Consider the following 11900-nt stretch of genomic DNA (forward strand, 5'->3'; position numbering starts at 1 on the left):
GTCAACCCACTGCGCAGGGAAGGCCGAGTGATTGGCTACACCTGTATGCTGCTGTGCGGTCTCTTTGCGCACCCTTTCGCGCAGCGGACCGCGGGTGCCAGCCGGCACCCGGCCTTCCCTGCGCCCTCTTGGCTAACGAGGGTGGAGCGACGAAGCAAAGCTCGGGCGAAATCAGCCGCGGGGACGACTTGGCGCGCCTGCGATCAAGACAAATGCGAGAATGGAATTCACTCTCGCGCCCCAAGCGCAGCGCTCCTTCAGCGGTGCGCTGCAGAGCCGGGGCCCATCTCTCCAAGAGTACAGTTCATGCGGCATGGGTCCCGGCTCTGCGCAGCAACGCGGCGCGTCCCGGACACGAGAGGGGTGAACCGGGTCCATGCTTGGTGACGACTGCAATCTGCGCGATGCCGCTATGCTCTGGGTTCCCTGCACCGGTAATCCGTTGCCCTTCGACAGAGCGCCTCATTATACTGCCGCGATGAGTTGCTCCGGCCGCGAGCCCGAGCGGCACTCCGCGATGAGGACCGTGCGATGGATGATACGATTGGCTTCCCCGATCCCGGCCTAGATTTGTCGGACGGTTTCAAGCCGCACACCTCGCATTGGGGCGTGTTTTCCGCGCGTCACAGCGAAGCCGGGCTCGAGGTTCGAGCGTATGCGGGCGACCCCGATCCGAACGGCATCATCGATAATTTTCCGGGTGCCTTGCGCCACCAGGCGCGCATTGCCCAGCCGGCGATCCGCCGCGGCTGGCTCGAACGCGGGCCCGGTCCCGATGATCGGCGCGGCCGCGACGAGTTCGTCTCCGTGAGCTGGGAGAAGGCGCTCGACCTGTTGGGGGACGAGCTGGCGCGCATCCGCGACACGCGCGGCCCCGGCGCTGTGTTCGGCGGCTCCTATGGCTGGTCGAGCGCGGGGCGCCTCCACCACGCCCAGAGCCAGGTTCACCGCTTCCTCAACATCGCGATGGGCGGCTATGTGCGATCGGTGAATTCCTATTCCTCGGGTGCGTCCTCGGTGCTGTTGCCGCAGATCATGGCGGGCTACGAAGACATCACCAAGCGCAACGTCACCTGGGAGCAGATCGCGACTGATACCGACATCGTGCTGGCGTTCGGCGGCATGGCGCTGAAGAACTCCATGGTGGCGGGCGGCTCGATCAGCAAGCATGTCGAGCGCGGCGCCATGGAAGCGGCGCGCCGGCGCGGCTGCGAGTTCATCCTGATCAGCCCGCTACGCGACGATCTGCCTGTCGAGGCCGGCGCCGAATGGATGACATGCACGCCCGGCACCGATACCGCGCTGATGCTTGGCATCGTCCACACGCTTGTGCGCGAGGGCCTGCACGACAAGGCCTTCCTCGATCGCTACACCGAAGGCTGGCCGGTGTTTTTGCGCTATCTCACCGGCGAGAGCGATGGCCAACCCAAGCACGCCGAATGGGCCGCCGCGATCTGCGGTGTCGACGCAAACACGATCAGGCAACTGGCGCGTCGCCTCGCCGGAAAGCGCGCGCTGATCACCGTCTCGCATTCGCTCCAGCGCGCCGAGCATGGCGAGCAGCCGGTGTGGATGGGCATGGTGCTGGCCGCAGCACTTGGCCAGATCGGCCTTGCCGGCGGCGGCTACGCCTATTCGCTCGGTGCGATCGGCTATTACGGCCGCCGCGTCAACGACGTGCCGGGGCCGACGCTGGGGCAGGGCCGCAATGGCGTGCGGGATTTCATTCCGGTGGCGCGCATCGCCGACATGCTGCTCAATCCCGGCAGCACCTATCGCTACAATGGCGAGACGCGCATCTATCCGGACATCCGCCTCGTCTACTGGGCCGGCGGCAATCCCTTCCATCACCACCAGGACATCAACCGCCTGCGCAAGGCGTTCGCGCAAGTCGACACGCTGGTCGTGCACGAGCTGGCCTGGACCGCGACGGCCCGGCACGCCGACATCGTGCTGCCCTCGACCATGACGCTCGAGCGCGAGGACATCGGCTATTCCACCAATGATCCGCTGATGGTCGCCATGCATCGCATCGCCGAGCCGTTTGGCCTGGCGCGCGACGACTACGAGATCTTTGCCGATCTCGCCGATCGCCTCGGCGCGCGCGAGCCCTTCACCGAAGGCCGCACGTCAAGGGAATGGCTCGAACATCTCTACGAGCCGACCCGCGCCTCGCTCGAAGCGCGCGGCCTGGAGGCCCCGAGTTTCGAGGAATTCTGGCAGCGCGGCAGCCTGATCGTGCCGCAACAGCCCGACGATGGCGGCCGGCTGCGCCGCTTTCGAGAGGATCCGGTCGCGCACGCCCTGCCGACGCCGAGCGGACGCATCGAGATCTTCTCGCAGAAGATCGCGGGCCATGGCGATGCGGATTGCCCGGGCCATCCGGTCTGGCTTGACAAGACCGACATGCCCAAACCCGGCTCGCCGTGCTTCCTCGTCGCCAACCAGCCGGTGACGCGTCTGCACAGCCAGCTCGATTTCGGCGGACATTCGCTGGCTGCAAAACATCGCGGCCGCGAGGTCGCGCGCATGAATCCGCGCGACGCTGATGTTCGCGGTATCAAGGATGGCGACATCATCCGCCTGTTCAACGACCGCGGGGCCTGCCTTGCCGCGGTGAACGTCACCGACGGCATCGCGCCCGGCGTCGTCCAGCTGCCGACCGGCGCCTGGTACGACCCGATGGATCCCGAGGACGACGCGCCGCTCTGCGTTCACGGCAATCCGAATGTGCTGACCCGCGACATCGGCACCTCGTCCTTCGCGCAAGGCTGCACCGGCCAGCTAACCACGGTCGAGGTCGAGAAGTTCGCCGGCAATCTGCCGCCGATCCGCGCGTTCGATCCGGTGTAGCTAAGCGCGCGAGATCCTCGCCATCTCCGCGCGATACCAGTCTCCGATCTCGCTCGCGGTCATCAAGGCGACTCCGTCGTGTCCGATGACGTAGTCGAGCAGCTGTTCGAGGTACTTGATCCGGTGCGGCACGCCGGTGATGTAGGGATGGATCGAGATCGCCATCACGCGCGCATTGTCGGCGCCTTCGAGATAAAGCCGGTCGAACTGATCGATGCCGCGCTTCAAAAACTGGTCGGACGGCAAATGCTGGAGCGCGTGGACGACGATGTCGTTAGTCTCGACCGTATAGGGGATCGTCGTGATGGTGCCGTGCGGCGTCGCGATGTCCTGCGGCAGGTCGTCGATCACCCAGTCCGCGACGTACTCGATGCCGTTGAGGCGCAACAGGTCGAGCGTCTCCTCGGTCTCGGTCAACCCTGGACTCTCCCACGAACGCGGTGCGCGCCCGGTGAAGCTTGCGATGGTCTCGACCGACCGCTTGATCGCGTCGGCTTGGTCGGGAAGCCTGTGCATCGGGCCTTGCATGAAGCCGTGGCCCATGAATTCGAACCCGGCTTCGCGCGCGGCGGATGCAACACGCGGATAGGCGTTGCAGACATCGGCATTGGCAGCCAGCGTGACCGGCATGTTGCGATCCGTCAGCGCCTTGAACTGCCGCCAGAAGCCGGCGCGCATTCCGTATTCGTGCCACGACCAGTTCGGGATATCGGGCAAAAGCGGCTGTCCCATCGGCGGGCTCAGGACGACGCGCGGCATCGCGTTCTCGATCCGCCATTCCTCGACATTGAGGATCACCCACACCGCGAGGCGCTTGCCGTTCGGCAGCGTCAGCTTCGGCCGGTCGATCAGGGCCTGATAGGGAATTCGGTCACTGAGGGCCATCGCGAGCCTCCTGTCGTGAGAGGATTGAAACTATCTCGTGCCGGCGGCGACGCGCGGCATCACCTGCTCGGCCATCAGGATCATCGAGCGGCGTCCGAGCTCGCGGTCGCTCCAGTCCTTGCCGGCGTAGAGCAGCGTGCCGAATTGGCCGACCTCGTCCTGAAGCGCCAGGATCTGGTCGGCGACGCTGTCGGGCGTGCCCCAGATGATCAGTCTGTCGCACACCGACTCCAGCGTGACCTCGTCATCCGGCTGATCGCGCCGCGTCTTGAACAGCTCGATGCGCCCGTTGCGCTTCAGCTTGGTGAAGAGGGAGCGATAGTAATACACGTAAGGACTATCCGGATCGGTGGCGTAGGCCTTCGCGGTTGCCATGTCTTGCGCTACGAACACGCTCTTGGCCACGCGCCAGTTGGCGAAGTCAACGGTCCTGCCGACGCGCTCGCAGCCCTCGACATATTTCGGCCAGTGGCTCTTCACCCACATCGGCATCAGGAAGTTGGCCGAGATCGGGTCCCAACCGCGCGCGGCGGCCTCAGTGACGCCCTTCGAGAACGGCGCGACGGCGGTGACGACGATCGGGGGATGCGGCCGCTGCAAGGGGCGGCCGATGAAGCCCTGGCCAATATCGGCCATCAGCGTCTTCTGCGTCGTGATGTTCCAGAACTTGCCCTCGATATTGTAGGGCGGCTCGCTCGCCCAGATCTGCAGCACCTGGTTGATCGCCTCGAGGAACATCGCGTTGCGATCGCGCTCGAGCGTGCCGAACAGCTCGGCGTCCGAAAGCAGGCCGCCCGGGCTGATGCCGAAGATCAACCGCCCGTCGAGCATGTGGTCCAGCATCGCGATGGTGGCGGCGACGGTGGCCGGATGCACGTTGGGCATGTTCACCGTGCCGGTGCCGAGCTTGATCTGCTTGGTGGCGGCGGCGATCCAGGCGAGGAAGGCGACGCAGGACGTGATGTTCTCGGCCCGGTCGGTGACGTGCTCGCCGACGTAGGCCTCGGAAAAGCCGAGCTCGTCGGCCAGCAGGAACGCCTCGCGATCCTCCCGCAAGGACAGCCGCCAATCCTTGTCCAGTGGATGGATCGGCATCGTGAAGAAACCCAGCTTCATGTCCGGTACCCTATCAGTTGCGCGTGGAGCTCAAGCCTGCGTCCCCATCAGCTTGTCCACGGTGGTCCTCAAATGCCGGCGCATCGCCTCCATTGCCCTGATGCGATCGCGCTGCTCGATCGCATCGATGAGGGCGTCGTGCTCGGCGAAGGACGAATAATCCTCGGGCGGACGCGCCGGCCTGGTGTCGAGCCATCGCCAGACCACGGCGCGCCGCACGTCGTCGACGGTTTGATGGATCGCCGACAGCAGTGGATTTCCGGTCGCCTCCGCAATCAGCCGATGCAGCCGCCCGTCCAGCGTCTCGTAATCCTTCCATGTCTCGGCTTCGCGCATCTGCCGCGCCAAGACGCGCATGCCCTCGATCTGCTTGAAGGTGGCGTTGACCGCGGCGAGGCTTGCGATCTCCGGCTCGAGCACGAGCCGAGCCTCCATCGCGTTGCGCGGACTGGTGCTGTCGCGCAGCGCATCGAGATCGGAGGAGCCGGCGTCCGCAGGCGCGCGGATGAACGTGCCGCGACCGACCTCGCGCGAGAGGCGGCCATCCAATTCAAGCCGCGCCAGCGCCTTGCGGATCTCGTTGCGCGAAACGCCGAACTGCGCCGCGAGTTGTCGCTCCGGAGGAAGGCGCGTGCCGGGACCGCCTTCAGTCAATCGAGCCAACAAATCGAACACTGGTCCAGTCCTCTTCGCAACCAATATCAACCAATCTGTATTTCACGCGCATTGTCTTCACAAATGCAAGACCAAAACGACGGTGCTGAAACTTAGGCGTTGACAGCAGCAGGTTCGAAGGCGACGCTTCAACCAATCAAAAGGCCAATTGCGAAAATTGGTTGACCAATAGGTGAGGATCGTTGCGATGGTCGAGGCCGCTGGCGTTCACACGTCAACCGACATGCCCGTTCCCGACACCATGAAGGCCTGGGTGTTGGGCGACCCAGGGCAGCTCCGCCTGACTGAGAAGCCGGTGCCGATGCCGAAGCGGGCGGAGGTGCTCGTGCGCATCGATGCAGTCGCGATCTGTGCAACCGATCTGGAGATCATCGAGCATGGAACGCCGGCGCTGATCCAGGGTGGTCCGCCCTTCAACAAGAATTTCACGCCGGGCCACGAGTACATGGGAACGGTCGCAGCACTCGGCCCCGGCGTCGATGAATACAAAGTTGGCGAGCGCGTCACGGTCGAGATCCATGCCGGCTGCGGCCAGTGCAAGCGGTGCCGGCAGGGCATGTACACCTCGTGCCACAACTACGGCCTGAACTACGGCAATGTCGACAAGGGCCATCGCGCCAACGGTTTTACGACGGATGGCGGCTTCGCCGAATACGCCATCAACCACATCAATACGCTGTCGCGTGTCCCCGACGACATGACCGACGAAGAGGCGACGCTGGTCGTCACCGCCGGCACGTCCATGTACGGCCTCACCGAACTCGGCGGCCTCGTTGCCGGCGAAAGCGTGGTCGTCACCGGGCCGGGCCCCATCGGCCTTCTCGCCGTGGCCGTTGCGAAAGCGCTCGGCGCCAGTCCGGTGATCCTGTCAGGTACCCGCGATGCCCGGCTCGCCATCGGCGCCAAGCTTGGGGCCGATCGCATCGTCAATGTGCACAACGAGGACCTCGTCGCGGTCGTCAAGCAGATGACGGGCCGCGGCGCCGACTATGTCGTCGAATGTGCCGGTACCGATACGGCGATCAACGAAGCCGCGAAGATGGTCAATCGCGGCGGAAAGATCTGCCTCGCTGCCTTCCCGCACGAGCCGGTGCTCGCCGACATCGGCGCGCTGGTGAAGAACAATATCTACGTTTACGGCATTCGCGGCGAAGGCAAAAGCGCGACACACCGCGCCATGGCGCTGATGGCGGCCAAGCGTTTCGATGCCACGCTCATTCATACCCATACATTCCCCCTCACCGACCTGCCGATGGCGCTGCATTACGCGCGCAATCGCATCGACGATGCCATCAAGGTCGTCGTCAAGACCCGCGGCGTGGTCACCCAGACCAAGAAAGAAGTGGCGTGATGACGTCGCCTGATCGGCGTCGCCTGAATCATGCCTGCGACAACGGCTAGCATCTGGAAGGAAACGAGCTCATGTCAGACTCAAATCCACGCGCACATTGGCCCATCGAATTGCAGCGCGAATTCGAGGAGGGGCGCAACAGCGGTTGTGTCGGCAGCGTGCTGGTGTCCGAGACCGACCGCGTGCGCGTGTGGCATCTGTCGATTGCTCCGGGCAAGCGCTGCGGCTTCCATCGCCACGTGCTGACCTATTTCTGGACGGCGCACAATCCGGGCAAGGCGCGCGGCTATTTCGAGGACGGCCGCATCGTCGATGTCGAGCACTATAGGGGCGAGACCAGGCATCTCGCCTTCGGCGCGGGTGAGTACATGGTGCATGCGGTCGAGAACATCGGCAACACGGACCTGCTCTTCACCACGGTCGAATTCCTCGACAGTGCCAACAAGCCTTTGACGGTCCCCGACAGCGTGCGGTTGAGGATTCCGGAAGGCGCTGACATCAGAATGGCATCGTAACCGGGCAGGATTGCCACGCAGGAATTTTGGGGATGGGTATGAAAGCCAAGGCAATTCGCATGGCCGCGCAGGGCGGGCCAGACGTCCTGAAACTGGGGACGGTCGAATTGGCCGCGCCCGGAAAGGGCGAGGTGTTGATGCGGCAGACCGCGATCGGACTTAACTTCATCGACGTCTATTTCCGCGACGGCTCTTATGCGCTGGATCTGCCGGCTGGCCTCGGCGCGGAAGCCACGGGCGTGGTCGAAGCCGTTGGCGAAGGCGTTAGCGAATTCAAGGTCGGCGACCGCGTCGCCTATGGTGGCTCGGCGCCCGGCGCCTATGCGACCCACCGGCTGATGCCGGCCGCACGCCTCGTCCCCATTCCGCAGTCCGTGAGCGACGAAGCTGCTGCGGCCGTGCTGATGAAGGGCATGACGGCGGAGTACCTCTTGAATCGATGTGTTCCGGTCAAGCCGGGACAGCAGGTGCTGTTCTATGCCGCCTCGGGCGGCGTCGGTCTGATCGCCGGTCAATGGGGCAAGCATCTCGGCGCCCGCATGATCGGTGTGACCAGCGGCGGGGAGAAGGGGGCTCTGGCGCTCTCGCACGGCTATGATGCCGTGATCGACCGCAAGACCGAACGCATCCCCGAGCGGGTGAAGGCACTGACGGGCGGCAAGGGCGTCGCGGTCGCCTATGATTCCGTCGGCAAGGACAGCTTTGAGGCGACGCTGGCCTCGCTCGCCCCGCGCGGTTTCTTCGTCACCTTCGGCGCCACCACCGGCGCGCCGCCGCCGCTCGAGGCGGCATTGCTCCAGAAGAACGGATCACTCTATTATACAAGGCCGACGCTTGCGACCTACATCGCCGCGCGCGACGATCTGCTAGCTTCGGCAGCCGCCGTGTTCGATCTGGTCGGCAAGGGCGTGATCAAGCCGATGATCGGGCACCGTTATGCCCTGTCCGAGGCGGCCGCCGCCCACCGTGATCTCGAGGCCGGATCAACCCGAGGGTCGTCGCTGCTGATACCCTGAATTTGTCGATGGAGGCGGAAAAGTACCGCCTCCATGACACCGCCGAAACAAGAACAACAACGTCCATTGCGTGCGCAAACAGGAGGAGGCCGGGAACGGATGGGACAAGTCGCAGGGCTATTGCTCGATTCCATCGTGTCCGGCATTCTCGTCGGCGGCTTCTACGCCGCCATGGCGGTCGGCATCTCGATCGCGTTCGGCATGCTCGGAATCAGCAACATTGCGCATCCGGCGCTCATCCTGCTCGGATCGTTCATTGTTTACGTGCTGAATTCCAAGTTCGGCTGGGATCCGATCCTGGTCGGCGTGCTCGCGACGGTTCCGTTCTACTTCCTCGGGACGCTGCTCTATAGCGCCTACGAAATCGCCTTCGAGCGGCGTGGAACGCAGTTGATCCGCGGCCTTGCGTTCTTCTTCGGCCTGCTGTTCATCACCGAGGTCGGCCTTCAGCTGATCTTCGGCGTCGATTATCGCCTGGTCGAAGCGCCCTATATCGGCCCGTCCTACAACTTCGGGCCGGTCTCGCTGCCGGTCAGGATGCTGATTCCGTTCCTGGCCTCCGTCATTCTGCTGATCGGCCTGCAACTGTTCTTCACGCGCACCTTCACCGGGCGTGCCATCATGGCGGTGGCGCAGGACAAGTTCGCGCTTCAGCTCATGGGCGCAGCACCCGTTCGCATCAAGCGTATCGCCTTCGGCCTCTCCACGGCGACTGCGGCGATGGCCGGCGCCTTCCTCATCATTCTCCAGCCGGTCGAGCCGTCCATGGGGCGCGACTATATCGGCCGGATTTTTGCGATCTGCGTCCTCGGCGGTATCGGCTCGCTGCCGGGCACCTTCATCGCGGCCGTGATCGTGGGCGTCGCGGAGAGCATCACCGCGACCTTCTATGGTCCGTCATGGTCGCCGGCGATCGCATTCGGCTTCCTGCTGATCGCCCTCGTGGTCAGGCCGGCCGGCCTGTTCGGGAGAGCTTGATGTCGAACGGACGCTTCATCGCTCTCGCCTGCCTCGTCGGCATCGCGCTGGTCGCTGGCTGTATGTTCGTGACCAATGAATACTACGTGTTCGCGGCCTATTTCGTGCTGCAATACGTTGTGCTGGCAACGGCGTGGAACATCCTCGGTGGCTATGTCGGCTACGTCAATTTCGGCACCACGGCATTCCTCGCGATCGGTCTCTACAGTGCTGCCGCTCTGAACAAATGGCTCGATCTTCCGATTCCGGTGCTCATTCCCATCGCCGGTGTGCTGTGCGGCGCCGTCGGCGTTGCCATGGGCTATTTGACGATCCGCCTGCGCGGTGTCTACTTCACCATCGCGACGCTGGCGCTGTCCGTCGTCGTCCAGACCTTCATCACCAACTGGGACTACGTCGGCGGATCGCGCGGCATCTATATCATGCGGCCGAGTGAGGTGCCGGTGTTCGGCAGCTATGTCGCCTATCTCTTCTTCCTCATGACGGTGCTTGCGGTCGCCGCGGTCGTGACGGCGCGGGTCATCGAGCGCTCGACCTTCGGCTTTGGCCTTGCCGCGATCCGCGACGATGAAACGGCGGCGGCCGCATCCGGTGTTCCCGTGCTGCGGCTCAAGCTGATCGCCGCCGCCATCAGCGGCGCTCTGATGGGAATGGCCGGCGCGCCGCTGCCCTTCTATCTGACCTATGTCGAGCCGACCTCGTCCTTCAGCCTGGCCTACACCGTGAACAGCGTTGCCATGCCACTGGTCGGGGGGACCACGAGTTGGCTCGGGCCGGTGATCGGCGCGGTCCTGCTCGGCACCATGCAGCAGGCCATGACGGTGTTGATCTCGTCATCAGTCAATCTGCTCATGGTCGGCGTGCTCCTCGTGATCTTCGTGATCGCCGCGCCGAACGGAATTCTGGGATTGATCCGTTCCATCGGCGGCAAGAGGGCGGATCCCGAAACCAATCCGCTCGCCGCGATGCTCGTGACCGAAAAGCGGAGCGGCCAATGACGATCGGGGCGAGCGCCGCAGCGGCGAGCGAGCTGATTCTCGATGCGCGGGGCATCACCAAACGCTTCGGCGGATTCGTCGCGCTGAACAATGTCGACCTCGCCGTGCGGCCCGGCGAAAGACTTGGGCTGATCGGCCCTAATGGCTCCGGTAAGAGCACGCTGACCAACTGCCTGTGCGGAGCGCTCAGGACCGATGGTGGCTCGATCGCGTTTGCGGGCAGGGCGATCGACAATCTGTCCTCCCATCAGCGCGCGCGGCTCGGGCTTGGCCGCAGCTTCCAGCTTCCGCGTCCGTTCCACAGCCTGTCGCTGCTGGACAATTTAAGGATCCCGCTGGTCTACGCCGTCAATGCGCGCGGCGGCACGCACCTGACCGAGCCGCAGATCCGGGCCCGCAGCACGGAATTGCTCGGCGAGTTCGGTCTCGGCGGCAAGCTGCATCGTCTGCCCGGCGATCTGACCCAGGTCGAGATGCGCAAGCTGGAGCTCGCGCGCGCCATGGCGACGGATCCCACGCTGCTGGTGTCGGACGAAGCGCTGGCAGGCTTGTCGCATTCGGAGGTGAACGAGATTTTGGCGCTGCTGCTCGCGCTCAACAAACGCGGCGTCGCCGTGATCTTCATCGAGCACATCATGCGAGCGGTGATGGCGTTCTCCGAACGGCTCGTGGTGCTCGTCGCCGGCGAGAAGATCGCGGACGGTGCGCCGAAAGACGTGATTGCCGATGAACGGGTGATAGGGGCATATCTTGGCCAGTAGCATTCGCATCGACAATATCCATGCCGGCTACGGATCGGTCCGCGTTCTCCACAACGTGTCGATGAACGTGGCCGCCCGCGAGACGGTGACGCTGCTCGGAACCAACGGCAACGGCAAGAGCACGCTGATCAAGACCATCATGGGCGTGGTACGGCCGACCTCGGGACGCATCGTCGCAACCATCGACGGCAAGGACCATGATCTGATCGGCAAGGAGACCGAGGAGATCATCGACCTCGGCGTGGCGCTGGTCCCGGAGGGCCGGCGGTTGTTTCCGCGCCTGACAGTCGAGGAGAATCTTCTGCTCGGCGCCTATCGGCCCACGGCGCGCGCGCGGCTGAAGGACAACATGGCTTATTGCTATGAGGCGTTCCCGCGGCTTGCGGAACGCCGCGCGCAGCTAGCAGGCACGATGAGCGGCGGCGAGCAGCAGATGCTGGCGCTGGGGCGGGCGCTAATGTCGGCGCCGAGCATCCTGATCGTCGACGAGCCTTCGGTCGGGCTCGCGCCGCTGTTCGTCAGCCGCACCATCGACATGATCGCGCAGCTCAAGGAGCGCTATCACCTCACCGTGCTGATGGCGGAGCAGAATTTCACGCAGGCGATGCGGATCGCCGACAAGGGCTATGTGATCGTCCACGGGGAAATCGCGTTCCGCGGCGAAAGTCCCGAAGAAATGCAGCAAAGCGATCTGATTCGACAGCACTACCTCGGAACGTAGAACTCGACACAATAAACCAGGGAGGAAGACG

General features: G+C 64.3%; 11 protein-coding genes. 8 read left to right on the forward strand and 3 right to left on the reverse strand.

Annotation, left to right across the window (positions count from 1 at the left end):
- Positions 1–531: 531 nt before the first annotated feature.
- Complete coding sequence (locus ABIB73_RS09055) at positions 532–2853, forward strand: molybdopterin guanine dinucleotide-containing S/N-oxide reductase (protein ID WP_354223179.1); 2322 nt, start codon at positions 532–534, stop codon at positions 2851–2853.
- On the opposite strand, the gene ABIB73_RS09060 is transcribed toward ABIB73_RS09055, so the two are convergent.
- From ABIB73_RS09060 to ABIB73_RS09070, 3 genes are read right to left on the reverse strand one after another with little or no spacing between them, the layout of a single operon-like run.
- Positions 2854–3738 carry a polysaccharide deacetylase family protein gene (locus ABIB73_RS09060; protein ID WP_354223181.1) on the reverse strand — a complete coding sequence of 295 codons (885 nt, stop codon included), beginning with the start codon at positions 3736–3738 and terminating at the stop codon, positions 2854–2856.
- Between the two features lie 30 nt (positions 3739–3768).
- Complete coding sequence (locus ABIB73_RS09065; RefSeq protein ID WP_354223183.1) at positions 3769–4854, reverse strand: LLM class flavin-dependent oxidoreductase; 1086 nt, start codon at positions 4852–4854, stop codon at positions 3769–3771.
- A gap of 30 nt (positions 4855–4884) precedes the next feature.
- Complete coding sequence (locus ABIB73_RS09070; protein WP_354223185.1) at positions 4885–5529, reverse strand: FadR/GntR family transcriptional regulator; 645 nt, start codon at positions 5527–5529, stop codon at positions 4885–4887.
- A gap of 187 nt (positions 5530–5716) precedes the next feature.
- Between ABIB73_RS09070 and ABIB73_RS09075 the strand changes: the two genes are divergently transcribed.
- From ABIB73_RS09075 to ABIB73_RS09105, 7 genes are all read left to right on the forward strand, one after another.
- Entirely contained in the window at positions 5717–6880 is a 1164-nt protein-coding gene (locus tag ABIB73_RS09075) for a zinc-dependent alcohol dehydrogenase (RefSeq protein WP_354223187.1), read from the forward strand.
- Positions 6881–6951: 71 nt separating this feature from the next.
- The gene (locus tag ABIB73_RS09080) at positions 6952–7395 is read left to right on the forward strand and encodes a cupin domain-containing protein (protein WP_354223189.1); all 444 of its coding nucleotides are present in this window, start codon (positions 6952–6954) and stop codon (positions 7393–7395) included.
- A 38-nt stretch (positions 7396–7433) separates the two neighbouring features.
- Positions 7434–8411, forward strand: coding sequence for a quinone oxidoreductase family protein (locus tag ABIB73_RS09085; RefSeq protein ID WP_354224253.1), 978 nt, complete (start codon positions 7434–7436; stop codon positions 8409–8411).
- Positions 8412–8510: 99 nt separating this feature from the next.
- Positions 8511–9389, forward strand: coding sequence for a branched-chain amino acid ABC transporter permease (locus ABIB73_RS09090; protein WP_354223190.1), 879 nt, complete (start codon positions 8511–8513; stop codon positions 9387–9389).
- Positions 9389–10387 (forward strand): branched-chain amino acid ABC transporter permease, encoded by a 999-nt coding sequence (locus tag ABIB73_RS09095; protein ID WP_354223191.1) that lies wholly within the window; start codon positions 9389–9391, stop codon positions 10385–10387. Before ABIB73_RS09090 ends, ABIB73_RS09095 begins: the two co-directional genes overlap by 1 nt.
- The gene (locus tag ABIB73_RS09100) at positions 10384–11148 is read left to right on the forward strand and encodes an ABC transporter ATP-binding protein (RefSeq protein WP_354223192.1); all 765 of its coding nucleotides are present in this window, start codon (positions 10384–10386) and stop codon (positions 11146–11148) included. Before ABIB73_RS09095 ends, ABIB73_RS09100 begins: the two co-directional genes overlap by 4 nt.
- Positions 11138–11869, forward strand: a complete 732-nt coding sequence (locus ABIB73_RS09105) for an ABC transporter ATP-binding protein (protein WP_354223193.1) — start codon at positions 11138–11140, stop codon at positions 11867–11869. Before ABIB73_RS09100 ends, ABIB73_RS09105 begins: the two co-directional genes overlap by 11 nt.
- Positions 11870–11900 lie beyond the last annotated feature (31 nt).

The sequence above is a fragment of the Bradyrhizobium sp. F1.4.3 genome, assembly GCF_040548375.1.
Classification (GTDB): Bacteria; Pseudomonadota; Alphaproteobacteria; order Rhizobiales; family Xanthobacteraceae; genus Bradyrhizobium.